The sequence below is a fragment of the Jatrophihabitans telluris genome (assembly GCF_023516435.1).
GTDB lineage: Bacteria > Actinomycetota > Actinomycetes > Mycobacteriales > Jatrophihabitantaceae > Jatrophihabitans_A > Jatrophihabitans_A telluris.
Genome location: NZ_CP097332.1, coordinates 1,858,881 through 1,878,855, shown reverse-complemented (window position 1 = coordinate 1,878,855; position 19,975 = coordinate 1,858,881). Strand labels below are relative to the sequence as shown.

Sequence of the window (19,975 nt, the reverse complement as noted above, 5' to 3'; positions counted from 1 at the left end):
AACCAGGATGCCTCAGGAACCGGAAAGGCGTCGTGACAGCGGGCCGACGCGCGTCGCCACTCGGGCCCCGAGCAACACACCCAGCAACGCGATCGCCGCACCGAGCACGGCCCCGGCGGCGGCCACCCCGAACGGGCCGGGCATCGAGGCCCGCTCGGGCGCATCGGCCCGCAAGAAGACCCCCGCAGTCTCCGACGGCCCCCCGAAGTCGGCCGGTCGCGTGGCTGAGGAGACCGACGATGCTGAGGCTGCTGAAGCTGCTTTGGCGGCCGGTGCCGCCCGACCGGCCAGGGCCTCGTCGACGGCGGCGAAGAACTCGGCCGCCAGCTTCTTGGCCACGCCGACGAGCATCCGCTGGCCGACACCACCGATCACGCCGCCGATAACGGCGTCGGCGTCATAGCTCACCGTGGTCGTGCCATCGGACTCACTCAGCGTCACCTGCACGTCCGCCGACACCGTGCCCGGCGCACCCGCGCCCGAGGCCGACATCAGGAAGGAACTCGGTGGCCGTTGCCGGGACAGGGCGACGGTCCCGGCGTAGGTGCCCTTGATCGCCGCCACTCCGGCGCTCACCGTCATGGCGTAGGTGTCCTGGCCTGTCGCCTCCAGCCGCTCACAGCCAGGGATCGTCGCCACCAACACGGCAGGATCGTTCAGCGCGGCCCAGACCCGGTCGACCGGGGCGTGCAGAGTGGCCTGTCCGGCTACCTTCATCGTGCGTCCTCACTGCGGTCGGGGATGGCGGCCTGGGCGCCTTCGTGGCGGCGTCGCAACTCGAAGAGGTCCGAGGGCGAGATCGGCATCGAGGTTATGGCGAATCCTTCGGCGTCGGAGATGGCCGAGGCGAACAGGGCCGCGCTGGGGATCACGCCGGCCTCACCAGCGCCCTTGATCCCCAACGGGTTCAGCGGCGAGGGGGTCTCGAGGTGATCGATCTCGATCCCGCGCGGAACCTCGCTGACGTAGGGCATGAGGAAGTCCATGAACGAGGCGTTCTGGAGTTGCCCTGCCTCGTCATAGGCCATCCGCTCGTAGAGCGCACCGCCGACTCCCTGAGCCACCCCGCCGTGAACCTGGCCTTCTACGATCAGCGGATTGATCAGTGTCCCGCAGTCGTGCACGACGCAGTACTTCAGGATGGTGATCTCGGCCGTGGCCGGATCGGTTTCCACGATGACCGCGTGCATACCGTTGGCAAAGGTCGATCTCAGCGGCGAGTAGTAGTCACGGCCCTCCAGACCGGGCTCGTCGTCCTCGTCGACCGGCGGCTTGTCCGGGTCTCCGACCACGAACTGGGTGGCGGCCTTGGAGGCCTCGTCGAAGGCGTAGCGCAGCGGGTTGGACAGCACGGCCACCGTGCCCAACGAGATCTCCGCGCCCGGAGAACCCTTGACGCGCACAACCCCGTCGGAGATCTCCAGGTCGTCCGGGGATGCCTCCAGTGCCTCCGCGGCCACCCTCAGCACCTTCGTCCGGGCCTTTCGGGCGGCCAGCGCGATAGCCGAGCCGCTCATCACCGCGGCTCGGGAGGCAAAGGTACCGACGGCATAAGGGAATCTGCGGGTGTCGCCGGTGACCACCTCGACCTGGTCCATCGACACTCCGAGTTCGTCGGCGACGATCTGCGCGAAGGCGGTTTGGTGGCCCTGGCCCTGCGTGGTCAGTCCGGTGGATACCTTGACCTTGCCCGAGGTCTCGATCTGTACGTGTCCGCCCTCATAGGGACCCACGCCCGTGCCCTCGACGTAGCAGGCCAGGCCGAGGCCGACCTTGCGTCCGGCGGCCGTGGCCTCGGCCTTGAAGCCGGCCCAGTCGTCCCATCCGACCAGCGCCTTGATCTTGGCCAGGGAGGCCGGGAAGTCGCCGGAGTCATACACCAGCGGCCGGCCGTCCTGAAAGATCAGCCCGTGATCGTAGGGCATCTCCTCCGGCTGAATGAAGTTCTCGGCCCGCACATCGGCCCGATCCAGACCGAGCTCGGCCGCGATGGCATCCATGGTGCGCTCCATCGCGTACACCCCTTGCGGGCGTCCGGCACCTCGGTACGGGGTGACGATCACGGTGTTGGTGTAGAGCGAATCGAACTCGACCCGATAGGCCCCGGGCTTGTACGGGCCGAGGAGCTGGGTCGAGGTGATGATGGGGACGATGAGCCCGTACGGCAGGTAGGCCCCGTTGTCGTGCCAGAACCGCACCGACAGTCCCAGGACGCGACCTCGATCGTCGAAGCCGACCTCGATCTCCTGCAACTGGCCTCGTTCGTGCGCAGAGGAGATGAAGTGCTCTCGGCGGTCCTCGGTGAACTTCACGGCTCGACCCAGCAACCGCGCGGCCATCGGAACGAGCACCTCCTCCGGCCACGGATGCACGATCTTGACGCCGAATCCTCCGCCCACGTCGGGGGTGATCACCTCGACGCTGCCGAGATCCAGACCGAGTTTGGCCGCGACAGCCGCGCGCACTCCGGTCGAGGTCTGGGTCGAGGTCCAGACCCGCAGTCGATGGTCTGCCTCGTCCCAGACGGCCAGGACGCCCCGGCCCTCCAGCGGGGTGCAGGCCGAACGTTCGACGGCCAGCGACAGCGACAGCCGGTGCGGCGCAACCGCGATCGCTCCCGCGGCATCGCCGACCTCCTGGACGAAATGCGCGGCAACGTTGCCCGGGGCGTCATCGTGCACCAGGTGTTCGGCCGCGCGGGCGGCGGGGATGCCGACCACCGGAGGCAATTGCTCGTAGTCGACCACGATGAGGGATGCCGCGTCCTCGGCCAGATAACGGTTCTCGGCCACCACGACCGCCACCGCTTCACCGGCGTAGTTGACCTCGTCCTTGGCCAGCGCGTACTGCGTACGTCCCGCGGTGATCGACGGGTGCGGGATCAGCAGCGGCAGCGGTTCGGCGAGCGGCCCGGTCAGATCGTCGTAGGTGTAGATGGCCAGCAGACCGTCACAGTCGAGCGCGGCGCTCACGTCGATGTCGCGGATCCGGGCGTGCGCGAAAGGCGAACGGACCACTGCGATCTCCGCGGCCTCCGATCCGAGATCGTCGAGGAAGTGTCCCTCACCCCGCAGGAATCGGGCATCCTCCACGCGCTTGACCGGTTCGCCGACCATTCTCGTGGTCATCCGAGCTCACCCGCGGCGGTGCGTTCGGCGGTGTGTTCGGCCGTGCGTTCGGCGGTGAGCTCGGCGGCGCGGAGCACCGAGGCGACGATGTTCTGATACCCGGTGCAACGGCAGAGGTTTCCACCGATCATCTCGCGCGCCTGCTCCTGCGACGGTGCCGGTGTGTCCTGCAGACCCGCGGTGATCGTGGTGAGAAAGCCCGGCGTGCAGAATCCGCACTGCAGGCCGTGGCAGTCCCTGAACGCCTGTTGGACCGGCGACAGCGTTCCGTCCGGCGCGGCGAGTCCTTCGACGGTGGTGATGGACTCACCGTCCATGCTCACCGCCAGCAGCAGGCAAGCCCGCATCGGCACGCCCCCGACGAGAACGGTGCACGCACCGCAGACTCCGTGCTCGCAGCCGACGTGAGTGCCGGTCAAGCCCAGGTCGTGGCGAAGGGCATCGCTGAGCAGCCTGCGCCCAGGCACTTCGAGTTTATGGGGAATGCCGTTGACCAGCAGGGATATCTCGTGCCGACGCTCGCTCATGCGCCGACTCCGGCGGCGTGCCGCGCGGCCTCGGCCACGGTTCGCCGGGTCAGGACTCGGGCCAGTTGTCGCCGGTAGGCCGCACTGGCGTGGATGTCGGCCTCCGGATCCACCCCGGCGTCGACGGCCTCCTCCAGGTCCGGCAGATCCGAGTCGTAGCCCCGGCCTGCCAGCGCCGGGCTCAGGTCGAGCACGAGCGGGGTGCCCGCCATCGACAGGTACGCCACCCGAGCCTCGGCCACCCTACGATCGTCGTCCAGGCTGACCCGGGCGGCAACCCCGCACATCGCGTAGTCACCGTGGCGACGCGACACTTCGGCGAAAGCCACTCCCGACCCGGCGGCCAACCCCGGAAAGAAAGCCTCGACGGCCAGTTCCCCCGGTTCGATGGTGGATTCCAGTGGCCCGGCGAAGAAGTCCGAGGCCGCGACGGTCCGCCGGCCCCGGCTGGACATCAGGGTGACGGTGCCCGACAGCACGGCCAGCACCGCCGGCAACTCGCCCGCCGGGTCGGCGTGCACGATACTGCCCAGGCTCGTCCCACGATTGCGAATGGTGGGGTGAGCAACGAAGCGCAACGCCATCGACAGCAGTGGCTGCGAACGCATGGCGTCGCGGTGCCGCTCCAGCGCGGCGTGCCGCACCAGGGCCCCGATCCGAACGCCTGCCGAATCGACACCGATCCCGTCCAGACCCGCGACTCGATTGATGTCGATCAGATATTTCGGCGCGGCAAGCCTCATCGACAGGATCGGCAACAGGCTCTGGCCACCCGCCAGCACCTTGCCGTCCGACCCTCGCTGGGCGAGGACGTCGAGCGCGTCCGCCAGCGTGTCCGGACGGCTGTAGTCGAAGGCGGCTGGCTTCACCCGGTGGTCTTTCCCGTCGCGGAAGGCCCCGTACGACCAGGCTCGTCGCGTCCGCGCCGCGTCGGTGCGGCCGAACGGCCGGGCCGCGCGGGCGCCGCCGAACCGCCGGCTGCCGCTGAATCACGCCCGGTCGCTGGGCCACCGCCCGCGGGCCCGACCGTCGTGTCGGTCTCGGTGAGGTCGTCACGGCGCGCGGTTCCCACCATCGGCGCAAGGATGTTCACCGCGTGGTAGCCGATCAGCACGATCAGGGTGCCCGCGGCGATACCGGTGATCGAGAAGGTGTTGGTGAACTTGATGGCCAGGTTCCCTATACCGGCGATGATGCCCGCGGCCAGCGGAACCAGGTTGATCGGGTTGGCGAAATCGACCCGGTTCTCGACCCAGATCTTGGCCCCGAGCAGGCCGATCATGCCGTAGAGCACCAAGGTGATGCCGCCGAGCACCCCGCTCGGCGTGGACGCGACCAGCTGGCCGAACTTCGGGCAGAAGCCGAACAGGATCGCGACGAGGGCGGCGATGTAGTACGCCAGCGTCGAGTACACCCTGGTCGCGGCCATGACACCGATGTTCTCGGCGTAGGTGGTCGTCGGCGAGCCACCGACGAACGAGGCAAGCGCGGTGCCCACACCGTCACCGATGAAGGCCCGGCCGAGGTAGGGATCCAGGTCATCGCCCGTCATCTCCGAAACCGCCTTGACGTGCCCGGCGTTCTCGGCCAGCAACGCGATGACCGACGGAATCACCAGCAGGATGAAGGTGAACTTGAAGTCGGGCAGGTGCGGGCCGGTGAGCGGGCCGAAGGTCGGGCTGACGATGTCCTTGGGCAACCCGATCCAGTGGGCACTTTTCACCCCGCTCCAGTCGATGCGGTGGCCGGTGCCGGTGCAGGCGGCCACGATCTGGCCACCGCACTTGGGCACGTCGTTGATCCGGTCGGCGATCCACGAGATGAGGTAGCCGAAGATCAGCGCGAGGAAGATCGCGATCCTGCTGATGAAACCTCGGGTGAGCACGGCGACGGCGGTCACGAAGGCCGCGGTGAGCAGTCCGATCCACTGCTCCGTCGGGAAGTACGTCGTGGTTGCGACCGTCGCCAGGTTGAACCCGATGAGCATCACGACGGCACCCGTGACGGCCGGCGGCAGGATCGCGCGGACGTAGTGGCTCCCGCCGAAGTGCACGATCACGCCGACCACGGCGAGGATCAGACCGGCAACCATGATCGAGCCGGTGACGTGCGCGGAATCTCCGCCCTGTGCGCGGATGGCCGCGACCGCGGCGACGAAGGAGGCCGACGTCCCCAGGTACGACGGAACGCGCCCTTTGACGATCAACAGGAAGATGATCGTGGCGATGCCCGACATCATCACCGCGAGGTTGGGATTGAGCCCCATGATCGCCGGAAACACGAAGGTGGCGCCGAACATGGCTACGACGTGTTGCGCGCCCAGGCCACCCATCCTCGCCCACGACAGTCGCTCGTCCGGCTTGACGACGCCACCCGGCGGCGGGGTCCTTCCCTCGTAGGCCAACTTCCATCCGAACGCTGCCATCACGGCCTCCTCGGGAGACGGGCTGTACGGAGAACTGGTGCGGTCTGGCTGTGCTGGGACGCTATTGACATCAACCGTTCATCGACATGGTGGAGTGTTGACGAAAGATCGCGTCATCATTGGTGACACGCGGGGCGGCGGGCGCAACATCGGTGTCACGAACCTCGGCTATCAGATTCCCTGCATCTGCACCACCTGCAAGGCCAGGGCGACGTCCAGTCGCAGATGCGGGTCGGTGGTGAACGGCCCCACGATCCGCTCCAGCTTGCCGATTCGGTAGCGCAGCGTGTTGTAGTGAAAGTGCAGCAGGCGAGCAGTTTCGGCGACGTTGAGATTGGTGTCCAGCAAGGTCTGCAGCGTTGTCCGCAGGTCCGAGGACTCGGCCGACTCGGTGCTGAGCTCGCCCAGTACCTCGGTGGCGAACGAGCGCAGTTCCGCGGGATCGGGAACCAGCGACAGCAGCCGGTGGACGCCGAGGGAGTCGAAATGCGACAGGCTGCCGTGACCATGCACGCGGCGGCCGACCATGACGGCCTTGCGGGCCTGTGCGTAGCCGGCGGCAATCTGGGCCGGGCCGGTCAGCGGCCGTGACACGCCGGTGCAGAACGACCGGCGCCCCCCGCCACGGTCACCCGTCACCGCCGCGACGACCTGTTCCACCGGAGCGGCGGCCTCCAGTACGGAGGCGACCGGCAGCAGGACGATGACTTCCTGACTGAACGCGACCACTGGTGCGCTCTTGTCGCGGGCACGGACGACCTGGTGCCAGGCCGAGGAGAAGCGCTCGTGCTGCGAGCGGTGCACGACCCCGACCGGGGCGCGTTTGTCGTTGGGATCGGAGGGATCGAGCTCGGCCACGAGGACGACCATCGGCCGGTCGATGTCCCAGCCCAGCGAGGAGCAGTGGGCGATGACCGACTCGTCGACCGGGATCAGGCCGGTCAGCACATCACGCAGATAGTCTCCGCGGAACTTGCCCTCCACGGCCGAGACGGCCAGCTCCTTGGTGATGGTCAGAGCGGCCACGATCGCCACCCGTTCCAACGCCTGGACTGTCCCGCCCGGGAGTCCGTCGTCGCCGCGATAGGCGATGATGCGGCCGTGGTCGATCCCGCCGGCGACGATCGAGGTCATCGCCAGGCTGCCCGGCTGGGAACCTTCCGCCGGCCCGGGCACCTGCTGGTACCCGTCGCGCCAGCGCTCGACCAGGAACCGTCCGCTCGGATCGAACTGGCCGCTGGACTCCAGGGCGGAGCGGTGCGGCTCACCGCCCTCGTCGGCGAGGATGCGGCCGTCCGGGGTGCTGATCAGGACCACCGACTCCAGCAACCGGGAGACCTCGTCGGCGATCTGGGGCAGGCCCCCGCCGGCCAGCACGATGGCCGAGATCGCCCGGTGGAGCTGGTCTGCTTCGGCCAGCACGCGTGACTGCCGGTCCAGCAGTTCGCTGAATACCTCGGCCAGCACCTCGTCGAAGGCCAGGCCGTCCGGCAGCCGCAGGATGGGAAACCCTCGCGCGTCGGCGCGTTCGAGAACCGGGGTCGGGACCTCGGAGATGTAACGGCCGAGCTTGACCCCCAAGGCGGACAACCGGCGTTCGTCGAGCTCGTCGATCAGCTGGGTGAAAGCCGGGACGCGCTCGGACTCCGGCGCCTGGCTCAGGGCGAAGGCGGTGGTGACCAGCAGCTCCGCCGGCTTGACCCAGGGCAGGATGTCGGGGACTTCCATCACGTTCACCCCGAGCACGAGTCGATCCAGGCCGGAATGACCGGCCAGCACCGTGGTCCCGGCCAGGCTTGGCATGGCGAGCAGCGATCGGACCGAGATGCCCTTGTTGGGACGATCTGGCAAGTCCCACGGGTTCGGGGCCCGATCGTTGGCAACTGTGACCATCGGCAGACCGTATCCGACCCGGTTACTTTCCTGCCAGACAAAGGCACGAACACACCGCCGACCGGTGACTCGTGCCGCGCTGCCTGCGAAGGGTCCACCGCGTGCCGATCACCGACCGCCGCGGCAGCGTCGAACCCGAATCCGGGGTGTGGGCCGCGACCGCGACGGCGTTCGTCCGCCGGCTGCTGGCGGAGCGACCCGGTCCGGCCGAGGTCATCGGTGCCTTCCCGCAGGCCGTCTACCTGCGGTTGCCGGCGGGCCCGGCGGGTCGCGAGGAGGTCATCGCCGTGGTTGACAGCGATTCGGTGGTGTCGGCGATCGCGGTGCAGCTGCAGACCAGCGGCACGCGGCTGTCGGACCTGCGCGGGCCCGTCGAGCTCTTCTCCGACGGGCTGGCGACCGGCCGGTTCAGCGTGCGCGTCGTGGACGAGCGAGTCGCGACCGTTCGTCCCCACGGCGCGGCGATGCGCTTCGCCCCGTCGGCGTTGGCGGCAGCTCGCGAGATCATCGGGCCGGACGTCGCCGGGCGGCTGGACCTGCCGCCCGGGTCGCTTGCCGCCCTCGCTCAGGCACCGGATCAGGCGATCTCGGCGCTGCTCGGGCGCGGCCCAGGGTTGACGCCGGCCGGCGACGACGTCCTGGCGGGTTGGCTGGCGGGGCTGTGGATGTCGGGACATCCGGTCGCAGCGCTGGCGTCGCTGTTGATCGAGGCTGAGCTCGATCGCCGTCCCGCGGCCACCACGAGCCTGTCCCGCAGCCTCTTGCGCCGGGCGGCGGCCGGCGAGGGGCCGCCGGAGGTGATTCGGGCGGGCTCGTCGCTGGACACCCAGCAGGGACCAGACACGGCTACGGCTACGGCTACGGCTACGGCTACGGCTACGGCTACGGCTACGGCTAGGGCTACGGCTACGGCTACGGCTACGGCTACGGCTGCGGCTGCGGGAAGGGCTACGGTGGCCGACGCCTTCACCGGGCTGCTGTCGATCGGCCACACCTCCGGCCTTGCCCTGGCCACGGGCATGCTGATCGCGGCCGGCACGCCACCGTGCCCGGACCTCGGAGCGAACGGGAGGACCGCGCTGTGACCGTTGATTCCGTGCTCGTCCAGCGGGGGCTCTACGCCGACTCGGTCGCGCTGCTCCAGATCAGCCAGACGCTGAGCCAACGCCCCGGCGTGCGGACCGCCCAAGTGGCGATGGCGACCGAACTCAACCTGCAGGTGCTGGCCGGGATGGGCTTCGTCCTTCCCGAGCAGGAATGGACCGGCAACGAAATGGTGATCGCCGTGCGCGCCGAGGACACCGAGTCCGCCGGTGCCGCCGCCGACGCCGTAGCCGGACTGCTGGCCCGGCCCGCCGGCACCCAAGGCGGCGAGACGACGAGCGGAGCGTCGGCCGCCCCCCGAACGATCGGGTCGGCCAGTCAACTCTTCGGGCCCGGTCTGGCTCTCATCTCCGTACCCGGCCAGCACGCTTTCACCGAAGCGATGGACGCCCTCGATTCCGGCAACGACGTGCTGCTGTTCTCCGACAACGTCACCGTGGCGCAGGAGATTCGGCTCAAGGAGCGGGCGGCCGAACTCGGCCTGCTGGTCATGGGACCGGACTGTGGCACTGCCGTCGTCAACGGCGTCGGACTCGGGTTCTCCCATACCGTGCAGGCAGGTCCGGTCGGTCTGGTCGCGGCCTCGGGCACCGGAGCGCAGCAGGTCCTCGCACTGCTGGACACCGCGGGCGTCGGCGTCAGCGCGGCGCTGGGCGTCGGCGGTCGAGACCTGTCGGCCGAGGTGGCCGGGCGGTCCAGCCTGGCCGCAATGCGGTTGCTCGAGGACGACCCGGGCACCGAGCTGATCCTGGTCGTTTCCAAGCCTCCGGCGCCGGAGGTGAGCGAGCAGTTGCACCGCGCGGCGCGGCACCTGAGCACGCCGGTCGAGTTCGCCCTGCTGGGTCCCGGTCAGCCCGATCTGACCGCGGCCACCGAGCGGGCAATCGGCCTGCTGCACCGACGGATTCCCGATTGGCCGGCGTGGATCGCCGATGACGGGCAACGCTCACGCCCAGGCTGGCTTCGCGGGCTGTTCTGCGGTGGGACGCTGTGTGACGAGGCCATGCTGCTGGCGAGCGGCTCGCTGGGGCCGATCCGGTCCAACATCGCCCTGACCGGTGCGCAACAGCTGGACGGGTTCTCCGTCGCACCGGACCGAACCGTCGAGGGCCACAGCATGATCGACTTCGGTTCCGACGAGCTGACCCGCGGACGGGCGCACCCGATGATCGATCCCTCGCTGCGGACCCAGGCGGTGCAGGCCGCGCTGCTCGACCCGCAGACGGGCGTCGTCCTGCTCGATGTGGTGCTGGGCCACGGCGCACATCCGGATCCGGCCGGCGTGCTGCTGCCGGTGTTGAACGCTCGCAGTGCCGGCGCACCCCCCGTCGTGGTGAGCCTGATCGGCACACGACAGGATCCGCAGAACGCGACCGCGACCGCCGAGCGCCTGCATCAGGCGGGGGCATCGGTGTTCGCTTCCAACGCCGCGGCTACCCGGCACGCGCTGGCGCTGCTCGGTGGCGCTCAGCCCTCCGGGCACGGAGTGACGGCGTGAGTGCCCGGTTGCTGCGGACATCCTCCGCCGGCCCCACCATCACCGCCGGCGTCGGGTTGTTCGCCGACGCCTTGACGGCTCAGGGCGTATCACCGCACAGGGTCGATTGGCGCCCGCCGATGGCCGGTACCGAAGCGGACCTGGCCACGGTGATGGCCGATCCTCGACGGGTGGCGGCCAACGCGGAGGCCGTCCGGCGCATCACCACCACCCGAGCGTTGCTGGTCGACGTCGTACCGGCCGGTCCGACCTTAGGCATCGACCCCGGGGATTTCCTGCACGCCGGGCCGCCCATCGAGTGGGAACGGGCCTCTGGACCGCTGCGGGGCGCCCTGATGGGAGCCGCGGCCCTGGAGGGACTGGTCGACGATCCCGAAGCGGCGGCAGCACTGTTCGAGACCGGCTCCGGCGTCACGCTCGATCCCTGCCATCACCACGACGCCGTCGGACCGATGGCGGGCGTGATCTCCGCGTCGATGTGGGTCTTCGTGGTCGAGGACCCCGAGACCGGACGTCGCAGTTACTGCACCCTCAACGAGGGGCTGGGCAAGGTCCTGCGCTACGGCGCGTACTCCCCCGAGGTCCTCACCCGGCTTCGGTGGATGTCGGACGTACTCGCGCCCCTGCTGCAACACGCCGTACGGGCACACGGGCCGGTCGATCTCAAGGCCATCCTGGCGCAGATGCTGCAGATGGGCGACGAAGCCCACAACCGCAACCGGGCGGGCACGCTGATGTTGCTGCGGGAGTTGCTGCCCGAGCTGATCAACGCACCGGCCCCGGCCGCGGAGGTCGCCGAAGCGGTCCGCTTCGTCTCGGCCAACGACCACTTCTTCCTCAACCTGGCCATGCCCGCGTGCAAGCTGACGATGGACGCCGCGCGCGATCTGCCAGGTTCCACCGTCGTGGTCGCGATGGCCCGCAACGGAACGGACTTCGGCATCCAGGTCGCCGGGACGGGAGCGGAATGGTTCACCGGGCCGGCTCAACTGGCCGACGGGCTGTTCCTCGGCGATTACGGCCCGGACGATGCCAACCCCGACATCGGAGACTCCGCCATCACCGAAACGGCCGGTCTCGGCGGTTTCGCCATGGCCGCCGCACCGGCGATCGTCCGCTTCGTGGGTGGCCAGGTCGCAGACGCGCTAGCCCATTCGCGCCGGATGTACGAGATCACCGTGGCCGAGCACCCGATGTACTCGATCCCCATCCTCGATTTCCGCGGCGTGGCCACGGGTATCGACGTCACAAAGGTGGTCCGGACCCAGATCCTGCCGCAGATCAACACCGGGATGGCCGGCCGCGTCGCGGGCGTCGGCCAGGTCGGCGCCGGGCTGGTGACACCACCGGCTGAGATCTTTCCGACAGCCCTGGCGGCGCTGGCCCGGCGGGCCGTAGGTCAGTCCGAGTGAGGCCGGCTGCTCAATCGGCGCAGATCGCTGACGGTGTCGATGTCCTCGATGCGCCCGTCGAGGTCGACGAAGCGCACCTGTTCGGCGTGCGTGTCCAGGTAGCGCCGTGCGCCGGAATCACCCTCGGCCAGCAGCATCACCTCGGCAAACACGCCCCGGGCCAGTAGGACCGGATGCGACCGGCGACCCTCCCGCCGCGCGACGACGACCGGTTCACCGGAACGGGAATGCACCGCCGTCAACGACCGAATCTCCGCCGGGCTGATGCCGACCTGGTCCACCAGCACGAGTACGCAGGCGCCGGAGCCGGCTGCTTCGACCGCGGCGAGTCCGATCGACAACGACGAACCCATCCCGCGGTCGGGGTCTGGGTTGATCACCACGCGGGCCCCGTCGGCGCTCAGCTCGTGGCGGGCCACGACCAGCACCGGGTCACAGCCCCCGGCCCGCAGCACGGCCACGCAACGATCGACCAGCCGGATCCCGTCGAGTTCGACCTCGGCCTTGGGGCCGCCGAAGCGGCGCCCGGCTCCGGCGGCCAGAACCAGTCCGGCAACGGCGGGAACGCTCATCGCTACGGCAGTGGGTAGCCGGCCAGGATCACCGCTGCTGCCAGCGCGGCCTGGGTCGCCTCGAAACCCTTGTCTTCCTTCGATCCGCTCAGCCCGGCCCGATCGAGGGCCTGCTGGTCGTCGTCACAAGTGAGGACACCGAAACCGACCGGAACGCCGGTTCGCACGCTGACGTCGGTGAGTCCGTTCGTGGCGGCCTGGCAGACGTAGTCGAAATGGGGCGTGCCACCCCGGATGACGACCCCCAGGGCGACGATCGCGTCGACGTCGCCGGCTGCGGCGATGCGCGCCGCCGCGACCGCGAGTTCGAACGTCCCCGGAACGTGAACCACCTTGGCCTCGACAACCTCCGATGCCTGCAGCGCCCGCCGGGCACCGGACACCAGCCCGGCCATCACCTCGGGGTGCCACTGGGCCGCGATCACCACGACCCGCAGGCCCGCGGCCCCGGCGACGGCGCCGGTCTCCGGCGCTCCGTGCCCGCTCATGTCGTGACCTCCCGTGCTGGTGCGGCCGAATCCAGCGCCTCGGCGAAGGCAGACTCGCCCGCGTCGAGATCGAGCTCGTGGCCCATCCGATCACGTTTGGCCTGCAGATATCGCAGATTCTCCGGATTGACGTGGGTGGGCAGCCGAACCTGACCGATCACCGACAGCCCGTAGCCTTCCAGCCCCGCCCGCTTGGCCGGGTTGTTGGTCAGCAAACGCATCGTCTTGATACCCAGGTCGGCCAGTATCTGCGCCCCGGTGCCGTAGTCGCGGGCATCGGCCGGCAGCCCGAGGTCCAGATTGGCCTCCAGGGTGTCGCGGCCGGCGTCCTGCAGCTGATAGGCCTGCAGCTTGTGCAGCAGCCCGATGCCCCGCCCCTCGTGACCTCTGATGTAGAGCACAACGCCCCGGCCCTCACGGGCGACCGCGGCGAGGGCGGCGTCCAGCTGAGGTCCGCAGTCACAGCGCAGCGATCCGAACACATCGCCGGTCAGGCATTCGGAGTGCACCCGCACGAGCACGTCCATTCCGTCGCCGATGTCACCGAAGACGAAGGCCACGTGCTCGCGGCTGTCGTAGGAGGAGGAGTACCCGACCGCGGTGTACTCGCCGTAGCGCAGCGGCACTCGCGCCTCGGCCACCCGCTCGACCAGCTTGTCGAAGCGGCGCCGGTAGGCGATCAGGTCGGCGATCGAGATCAGTGCCAGGTCGTGCTCGTCGGCGAACACCCGCAGCTCCTCGGCGCGCGCCATGCCGGAGGGATCCTTCTCGCTCACGATCTCGCACAGCACACCCGCCGGGCCCAGACCCGCCAGTACCGCCAGGTCGACCGCGGCCTCGGTGTGCCCGGGTCGGCGCAGCACCCCCCCGTCGCGGGCGCGCAGCGGGACGATGTGACCGGGCCGGGCCAGGTCGGCCGAGGTGGTCTCAGGATCAGCCAGCAGCCGGATGGTGTGGGCCCGGTCCTGCGCGGAGATCCCGGTGGACACCCCTTCGCGCGCGTCGACCGTGACGGCGTAGGCGGTGCCCCGCCGATCCTGGTTCACCCGGAACATCGGCGGCAGATCGAGACGGTCGGCCTCGGTCTCGGTGATCGGCACGCAGATGTAGCCCGAGGTGTATCGGACCATGAACGCGACCAGTTCGGGTGTCGCCAGCTCGGCCGCGAAGATCAGGTCGCCCTCGTTCTCGCGGTCCTCGTCGTCGACCACCACCACCGGTTTGCCCGCGGCGATGTCCTTGATCGCCCGCTCCACCGAGTCCAGTCTTGTCACTGCTCGCCACCACTTCTCATGTTGCCCAACCGCGCGGCCAGTAGTCGCTCGGTGTACTTCGCCAGCACGTCGACCTCGAGGTTGACGGGGTCGCCGATCTGTCGTGACCCCAGGTTGGTCGCCCGCAACGTCTCCGGGATGAGACCGACCTCGAAGTAGTCCGCGCCGACGGCGGTCACCGTCAAGGAGACGCCGTGCACGGCGATCGAGCCCTTTTCCGCCACATATCTGGCCAGGTCTGAAGGCAATGCAAAGCGAAACGATTCCCATTCGGTGCCAGGCGTCCGCCGCTGCACGACCGCGGTGCCGTCCACGTGACCCTGCACGATGTGACCGTCCAGGCGGCTGTCCACCCGGGCCGCCCGTTCCAGGTTGACCTGGTCACCGGCGGACAGGTCCCCGATGACGCTGCGGTTGAGCGTCTCGGCCATCACATCGAAGTCCAACTCCACCATGCCCGCGGGCTCCGGTCGCTGACCGACGACGGTGAGGCAGACCCCGTTGACCGCGATCGAGGCGCCGTGCTTGACGTCCTCGGCCACGGTGCCGGCCCTGATGGTCAGTACGGCTGAGTCCCCATTGCGGGACAGTCGCAGGACGTCACCGAGCTCCTCCACGATGCCGGTGAACATTGCTCAGCCCTCCTGCCCGTCGAATCGCCGGGGGCGACCCACGATCTTGACGTTGTCGCCCAACTGGGTGACAACCACTCCTGTCAGTGTGACCGCCCCGGCCATGGTCGTTATTCCCGCGTCGCTGAGCGCGGCCGGCCCGGCGCCCAACAGGGTCGGCGCCAGGTAGGCCACGACCTCGTCGATGAGGCCGGCTTCCAGGAAAGCTCCGGCCAAGGTCGGACCGCCCTCCAGCAGGATGTGCCGAACACCTCGATCGAACAACGCCTTCAGCGCGAAGCGCGGCACGGCCGTGTCGAGGCTCACGGTCTCGGCCGAGTCGTCGAACACCCGCGCCTGCGGACCGACCCGGTGACGGCGGTCGAGCACGACCCGCAACGGCTGGTGCTCGGCCGGCGCATCCGCGCCCGCCGCGTCGGACTCCGACCGGCTCGTGCTGCTCGCGGCGTGCGGGCGTGCGGTCAGCTGCGGATCATCGGCCAGCACGGTGCCACTGCCGACGACGATCGCGTCGACCTCACTGCGCAGGGCGTGGACGTCGGCCCGAGCCAACGGGTTGGTGATCCACCGTGAGGTGCCGTCCGCCGCCGCGCTGCGCCCGTCCAGGGTCGCGGCGAACTTCCAGGTCACGAAGGGGCGACCGTTGTCCAGGCCGTGCAGCCAGTAGCGCAGGGCTCCGGTGGCAACCTCGGTCTCTGCGACCCCGCCGAAGACCTCCACCCCCGCGGCTGACAGCCGCTCTCCGCCCCCGGCCGCGGTCGGGTTGGTGTCCGGCACCGCGTAGACCACCCGGCGGATACCGGCCGCGATCAAAGCCTCGCTGCACGGACCGGTTCGTCCCACATGATTACAGGGTTCCAGCGTGACGACGGCCGTTCCGCCCCGGGCGGCGGTCCCGGCCTCGGCGAGCGCCGCGACCTCCGCGTGGGGACCGCCGGGCGGCGAGGTGACGCCTGAGCCCACCCGGTGTCCACGGGCGTCCAGGATGATCGCGGCCACCGGCGGGTTGGGGCTCGTCCGTCCGAGCACGGTGCGGGCCAGCTCGGCCGCCGAGGCCATCGCGGCCAGCTCCGCCTCGGAGACCGCCGCCTCGCTGCCGCCCGCGGGCACGCCGCCCGGATCGGCGGCGGGCGGGGCCGAGGTCGCCGGATCGGCAGCGGTCGGATCGGGCCCGGTCATCCGCGACCGATCTCGGCCTCGCACCGGGCCATCCCGTCCCGCGCCAGTTCGCGCAACCGCGTCACGGCCCGGTCCGGATCGTCGGCGGCGTACACCGCCGACCCCGCGACGAACACGTCCACGCCGGCCTCGGCCGCCTGCACGATGGTGTCCTCGCCGATGCCGCCGTCGATCTCGATGAAGAGCCGAAGGTGTCCGGCGTTGACGGCGCGACGGGCCGCGGTGACCTTGCCGAGCACCTCCGGCATGAAGGCCTGGCCTCCGAATCCCGGCTCGACGGACATGATCAGCAGGGTGTCGAACTCCTTCAGGATCTCGAAGTACGGATCGAGCGCGGTACCCGGCTTGAGCGACAGTCCGGCCAGCGCCCCGGCCGATCGGATCGCTCGCGCCGTCTGGATCGGGTTGGCCGCGGCCTCCACGTGAAAGGTCACGTTCGCCGCGCCGGCTTCGGCGTATCCCGGAGCCCACCGATCCGGATCGGTGATCATCAGATGGCAGTCCAGCGGGAGGTCGGTGGCCTTGTGCAGGCTTTTCACGACCGGCAATCCAAGGGTCAGGTTAGGCACGAAATGGTTGTCCATGACATCGACGTGCAGCCAGTCCGCCCGTGATACCGAGTCCGCGGCATCGGCCAGATGCGCGAAGTCAGCCGACAGGATGCTGGGAGCGATCATGGGCTCAGGCGTCGAAGCGGGCACGGCTGCACAGTCTATTCGCCCGCTTCCGCACGGCTCTCGCGGTCGTGGCGGCGGTGCGGTCCACGCAGTGGTTGCCGATGGCTGGGACGGACAGCGGGAACGATCCGCGCGGCCCTTACCGGCTTCGGCGGTTACCGGCTTCGGCGGTTACCGGCTGCGGCGGTTACCGGTTGCGGCGGAACGCGGCGAAGAACATCGCGTCGGTGCCGTGCCGATGCGGCCACAGTTGGACCGCCTCGGCCAACCCGGCGGCCTCGCTCCGCGGGATCGAACCGAACGCCGCGCCGGCGGGGACGAGTTCGAGCGCGGGATGGCGCTTCAGTACGGCTGAGACCTGGGCGGTGGTCTCGGCCGGATGCGGCGAGCACGTCACGTAGGCCAGCACCCCGCCGACGCGCAGCAGCCCGGCGGCGGCATCGAGCAGGTCAGCCTGTAGACGGACGAGCTCCTGCAGGTCGGCCGGGCTCTTGCGCCACCGTGCCTCGGGCCGACGACGTAGCGCCCCGAGCCCGGTGCACGGCGCGTCCAGCAGGATTCGGTCGAAGCCGGCGTGGTCGATCAGCGTGCGGCCGTCCCCGATCCGGATCTCGACCGGCCAGCCGGCTACCGCAGCGGCAATGAGTTCGGCCCGATGCGGATGCAATTCGTTGGCGACTAGCTCGGCGCCGGCCTCCGCCGCCAGCGCGGCCAGCAGTGCGGCCTTACCGCCCGGGCCCGCGCACAGGTCCAGCCAGCGAGGGACTGCGGCGATACCGTCCGCATTGCCCTCGGGGACGGCATCGGGAAACCGGGTCAGCGCCCAGGCACACAGTTGGCTGCCTTCGTCCTGCACCCCGGCTCGGTGTTCGCGTACAGCCGCGATATCGGCGGGCCGCCCACCCGCCATCCGCACCGCGAAGGGCGAGTACGGCCCGGCCTCCCCGTCGGACTGCTCGACCAACTCCGCGGGGTCGCAGCGTCCGGGCCACGCGACCAGGTGAGTGTCGGGGCGGGCGTCGTCGGCCTCGAGCAGATCGGCCAGCTCGGCGACCGACGAGCCCGATGGTCCGCCCAGGGCCTGTTCGAAAGCGGCGACGATCCAACCGGGATGGCTGAACCGCAGAGCCAGCCGTCCCAGTTCCGACGCCCCCGCGCCGATCTGTTCGCCCCAGCCGTCGAAGTCGCGGCTGGCGACCTTGCGCAGGATCGCGTTGATGAATCCGGCACTGCGGGCGTGTCCCACGGTCCGGGCCAGGCTCACGGTCGTGGCGACGGCGGCGTGCGGCGGGATACGGGTCTTGAGCAGCTGGTAAGAACCCAGCCGCAGCAGATCGAGCACCCCGAGCTCGATGTCGTCCAGCGGTCGGGTGGCGCAGCGGGACAGAATCTCATCGAGAACTCCCGACGCCCGCAACGTGCCGTAGCCGAGTTCGGTGGCCAGCCCTGCGTCACGACCGGTGAGGGCGGCCGAGTCCAGCAGGCGCGGCAGCACGAGGTTGGCGTACCCGTCGTCCCGGCTGACCGCCTGCAACAACTCGTAGGCAACTCGGCGCGCCTGGTCAGCCAAGACGAGTCCCGGACACCAGCCGTGCGCCACGAGCCCAGTCCGCGGCGGGCACCGACTTCTTTCCGGCGGGCTGGACGGAGCCGAGTTCGACCGCATCGGTAAGGGTGCCGACGAACACAGCCCGCCGGCGCACCTCCAGCTCGCCCGGCTTGAGGTCGCCGCGCGCCAGTCCGTGCTCTGCGGTGGCGATCCGGACCGGGCCGAGCTTGAGCCGGTCGGCACCCACCGAACCGGCTTCGGTCCACGCGCCGGGGGCCGGAGTGCACGCCCGGATGCGCCGTTCGAGGGCGATGGCCGGGGTGTCGAAATGAACCTGTGCGTCAGCCGGGGTCAGCTTCGGCGCCAGCGAGACACCGTCGACGGGTTGGACCACGGGGCTCAGGCTGCCGTCGGCGATGCCGTCCATGGTGGCCAGCAGCAAGCCCGCTCCGGCCTCGGACAACCGCTCAAGCAGATTCCCGCTGGTGTCATCAGGCCGAATGCGCTCGGTCAGGACACCGAAGACCGGGCCGTCGTCCAGACCCGGACCGATGAGGAAGGTCGACGCGCCGGTGAACTCGTCGCCGTTGAGCAGGGCGTGCTGAACCGGCGCGGCACCGCGCCAGGCGGGCAACAAGGAGAAGTGCAGATTGATCCAGCCGATCCGGGGCACGCTCAGCGTCGGTTGCCGGAGCAGGGCCCCGTAGGCCACGACCGGGCAGGCATCCACCGCGAGCTCGGTCAGCGCCGCGACGAAATCCGGGTCCGATGGCCGCGCCGGGGAGAACAGCGGCAGGGAATGGTCCTGGGCCAGGGCGGCCACTGGCGAGGCGGTGAGCGAGCGACCGCGGCCGGAGCGACTCTCGGGCCGGCTGAGTACGCCGACGACCTCGTGGTTGGGGCTGTCGATCAGGGCCTGTAGCGACGGGCGGGCGACCTCGGGGGTGCCGGCGAACAGCAGCCTCACCGGCGTAGCCCGAACATGCTCCCGGGACCGAGAGCACCGCCCCCGCCACCGGCGCCCGCGCCGTGCGGGCTGACCTTGACGACCGGCGGGGTGAGCCCCGACCATTCGGCGTTGCGGATCTCGGCCATCGCCGCGCGTCGGGTTTCGGCGTCGAGGCGATCGACGAACAGCACGCCGTCGAGGTGATCGGTTTCGTGCTGGATGCACCTGGACAGGCGCGCGGTTCCCTCGACGGTGACCGGGTCGCCGTACTCGTTCTGGCCATGGGCCACGACGTGCTCGCGTCGCGCGCAATCCCAGGACAGGCCAGGGATCGACAGACAGCCCTCGGGACCGTCCTGCATGTCCTCCGACGGGAAGTGCAGGACCGGATTGATCAGGTGACCCTGCTGATCCTCGCTGAGCCAGTAGGTGAACACCCGCAGACTCACACCCAGTTGTGGCGCCGCCAGCCCTGCCCCAGGCGCGTCGAGCATGGTCTCGCGCAGGTCGGAGACCAGCTGGCGAAGCTCTTTGTCGAACACGGTCACCTCGTCGGCCCGGGTGCGCAGCACCGGGTCGCCGAACAGGCGGATGGGGAGGACGGTCACAGCACGTGAGTTTAGTTACCGGTTACGCGCGGGAAACCCACATTAGTTAGCATGGCTAAC

18 protein-coding genes are annotated in these 19,975 nt (G+C 69.8%); 3 read left to right on the top strand and 15 right to left on the bottom strand.

Annotated elements, in window-relative coordinates:
• Positions 1-12: 12 nt before the first annotated feature.
• The 6 genes from M6D93_RS08790 to M6D93_RS08765 form a co-directional block, all read right to left on the bottom strand.
• Complete coding sequence (locus tag M6D93_RS08790; RefSeq protein WP_249773979.1) at positions 13-717, bottom strand: SRPBCC family protein; 705 nt, start codon at positions 715-717, stop codon at positions 13-15.
• Complete coding sequence (gene cutA, locus M6D93_RS08785; RefSeq protein ID WP_249773978.1) at positions 714-3,128, bottom strand: aerobic carbon-monoxide dehydrogenase large subunit; 2,415 nt, start codon at positions 3,126-3,128, stop codon at positions 714-716. Before cutA ends, M6D93_RS08790 begins: the two co-directional genes overlap by 4 nt.
• Entirely contained in the window at positions 3,125-3,655 is a 531-nt protein-coding gene (locus M6D93_RS08780; protein ID WP_249773977.1) for a (2Fe-2S)-binding protein, read from the bottom strand. Before M6D93_RS08780 ends, cutA begins: the two co-directional genes overlap by 4 nt.
• Complete coding sequence (locus tag M6D93_RS08775) at positions 3,652-4,524, bottom strand: FAD binding domain-containing protein (protein ID WP_249773976.1); 873 nt, start codon at positions 4,522-4,524, stop codon at positions 3,652-3,654. Before M6D93_RS08775 ends, M6D93_RS08780 begins: the two co-directional genes overlap by 4 nt.
• Positions 4,521-6,080: a uracil-xanthine permease family protein gene (locus M6D93_RS08770; protein ID WP_249773975.1), complete on the bottom strand. Its 1,560-nt coding sequence runs from the start codon at positions 6,078-6,080 to the stop codon at positions 4,521-4,523. The genes M6D93_RS08775 and M6D93_RS08770 overlap by 4 nt, the downstream gene beginning before the upstream one ends.
• A 171-nt stretch (positions 6,081-6,251) precedes the next feature.
• A complete protein-coding gene (locus M6D93_RS08765) occupies positions 6,252-7,973 on the bottom strand; it encodes a PucR family transcriptional regulator (protein WP_249773974.1) in 1,722 nt (573 codons plus the stop codon).
• Positions 7,974-8,074: 101 nt separating this feature from the next.
• On the opposite strand from M6D93_RS08765, the gene M6D93_RS19365 reads away from it, so the two are divergent.
• The 3 genes from M6D93_RS19365 to M6D93_RS08750 are packed head-to-tail and all read left to right on the top strand — an operon-like array spanning position 8,075 to position 11,987.
• Positions 8,075-9,058: an oxamate carbamoyltransferase subunit AllH family protein gene (locus M6D93_RS19365; protein ID WP_283818663.1), complete on the top strand. Its 984-nt coding sequence runs from the start codon at positions 8,075-8,077 to the stop codon at positions 9,056-9,058.
• Positions 9,055-10,575 (top strand): AllF/FdrA family protein, encoded by a 1,521-nt coding sequence (locus M6D93_RS08755; RefSeq protein WP_249773973.1) that lies wholly within the window; start codon positions 9,055-9,057, stop codon positions 10,573-10,575. Before M6D93_RS19365 ends, M6D93_RS08755 begins: the two co-directional genes overlap by 4 nt.
• Positions 10,572-11,987 carry a YlbE family protein gene (locus M6D93_RS08750; RefSeq protein WP_249773972.1) on the top strand — a complete coding sequence of 472 codons (1,416 nt, stop codon included), beginning with the start codon at positions 10,572-10,574 and terminating at the stop codon, positions 11,985-11,987. The genes M6D93_RS08755 and M6D93_RS08750 overlap by 4 nt, the downstream gene beginning before the upstream one ends.
• On the opposite strand, the gene M6D93_RS08745 is transcribed toward M6D93_RS08750, so the two are convergent.
• The 9 genes from M6D93_RS08745 to def all read right to left on the bottom strand — a co-directional run bounded on the left by M6D93_RS08745 (position 11,975) and on the right by def (position 19,915).
• Positions 11,975-12,559: a nucleotidyltransferase family protein gene (locus M6D93_RS08745; protein WP_249773971.1), complete on the bottom strand. Its 585-nt coding sequence runs from the start codon at positions 12,557-12,559 to the stop codon at positions 11,975-11,977. The two genes, M6D93_RS08750 and M6D93_RS08745, sit on opposite strands and share 13 nt — an antisense overlap.
• A gap of 2 nt (positions 12,560-12,561) precedes the next feature.
• Positions 12,562-13,047 carry a 6,7-dimethyl-8-ribityllumazine synthase gene (ribH, locus tag M6D93_RS08740; RefSeq protein ID WP_249773970.1) on the bottom strand — a complete coding sequence of 162 codons (486 nt, stop codon included), beginning with the start codon at positions 13,045-13,047 and terminating at the stop codon, positions 12,562-12,564.
• On the bottom strand, positions 13,044-14,312 hold the full coding sequence (locus tag M6D93_RS08735; protein WP_347343591.1) for a bifunctional 3,4-dihydroxy-2-butanone-4-phosphate synthase/GTP cyclohydrolase II: 1,269 nt from the start codon (positions 14,310-14,312) through the stop codon (positions 13,044-13,046). The genes ribH and M6D93_RS08735 overlap by 4 nt, the downstream gene beginning before the upstream one ends.
• A 5-nt stretch (positions 14,313-14,317) precedes the next feature.
• Positions 14,318-14,953, bottom strand: a complete 636-nt coding sequence (locus M6D93_RS08730; RefSeq protein ID WP_249773968.1) for a riboflavin synthase — start codon at positions 14,951-14,953, stop codon at positions 14,318-14,320.
• Positions 14,954-14,956: 3 nt separating this feature from the next.
• Entirely contained in the window at positions 14,957-16,132 is a 1,176-nt protein-coding gene (gene ribD / locus M6D93_RS08725) for a bifunctional diaminohydroxyphosphoribosylaminopyrimidine deaminase/5-amino-6-(5-phosphoribosylamino)uracil reductase RibD (RefSeq protein ID WP_249773967.1), read from the bottom strand.
• Positions 16,129-16,809, bottom strand: coding sequence for a ribulose-phosphate 3-epimerase (gene rpe / locus M6D93_RS08720; protein ID WP_249773966.1), 681 nt, complete (start codon positions 16,807-16,809; stop codon positions 16,129-16,131). The genes ribD and rpe overlap by 4 nt, the downstream gene beginning before the upstream one ends.
• Before the next feature lie 187 nt (positions 16,810-16,996).
• Positions 16,997-18,475, bottom strand: a complete 1,479-nt coding sequence (locus M6D93_RS08715; RefSeq protein ID WP_430667212.1) for an RsmB/NOP family class I SAM-dependent RNA methyltransferase — start codon at positions 18,473-18,475, stop codon at positions 16,997-16,999.
• Positions 18,372-19,325, bottom strand: a complete 954-nt coding sequence (locus M6D93_RS08710) for a methionyl-tRNA formyltransferase (RefSeq protein ID WP_249773964.1) — start codon at positions 19,323-19,325, stop codon at positions 18,372-18,374. The genes M6D93_RS08715 and M6D93_RS08710 overlap by 104 nt, the downstream gene beginning before the upstream one ends.
• Positions 19,322-19,915, bottom strand: a complete 594-nt coding sequence (gene def / locus M6D93_RS08705; protein WP_249773963.1) for a peptide deformylase — start codon at positions 19,913-19,915, stop codon at positions 19,322-19,324. The genes M6D93_RS08710 and def overlap by 4 nt, the downstream gene beginning before the upstream one ends.
• Positions 19,916-19,975: the final 60 nt, after the last annotated feature.

Coding starts and splice junctions, on each gene's coding strand:
- M6D93_RS08765 (WP_249773974.1), bottom strand. CDS start 7,973: ATGGTCACAGTTGCCAACGATCGGGCCCCGAACCCGTGGGACTTGCCA.
- M6D93_RS08770 (WP_249773975.1), bottom strand. CDS start 6,080: ATGGCAGCGTTCGGATGGAAGTTGGCCTACGAGGGAAGGACCCCGCCG.
- rpe (WP_249773966.1), bottom strand. CDS start 16,809: ATGATCGCTCCCAGCATCCTGTCGGCTGACTTCGCGCATCTGGCCGAT.
- M6D93_RS08730 (WP_249773968.1), bottom strand. CDS start 14,953: ATGTTCACCGGCATCGTGGAGGAGCTCGGTGACGTCCTGCGACTGTCC.
- M6D93_RS08780 (WP_249773977.1), bottom strand. CDS start 3,655: ATGAGCGAGCGTCGGCACGAGATATCCCTGCTGGTCAACGGCATTCCC.
- cutA (WP_249773978.1), bottom strand. CDS start 3,128: ATGACCACGAGAATGGTCGGCGAACCGGTCAAGCGCGTGGAGGATGCC.
- ribD (WP_249773967.1), bottom strand. CDS start 16,132: ATGACCGGGCCCGATCCGACCGCTGCCGATCCGGCGACCTCGGCCCCG.
- ribH (WP_249773970.1), bottom strand. CDS start 13,047: ATGAGCGGGCACGGAGCGCCGGAGACCGGCGCCGTCGCCGGGGCCGCG.
- M6D93_RS08715 (WP_430667212.1), bottom strand. CDS start 18,475: ATGCGGTCGAACTCGGCTCCGTCCAGCCCGCCGGAAAGAAGTCGGTGC.
- M6D93_RS08745 (WP_249773971.1), bottom strand. CDS start 12,559: ATGAGCGTTCCCGCCGTTGCCGGACTGGTTCTGGCCGCCGGAGCCGGG.
- M6D93_RS08790 (WP_249773979.1), bottom strand. CDS start 717: ATGAAGGTAGCCGGACAGGCCACTCTGCACGCCCCGGTCGACCGGGTC.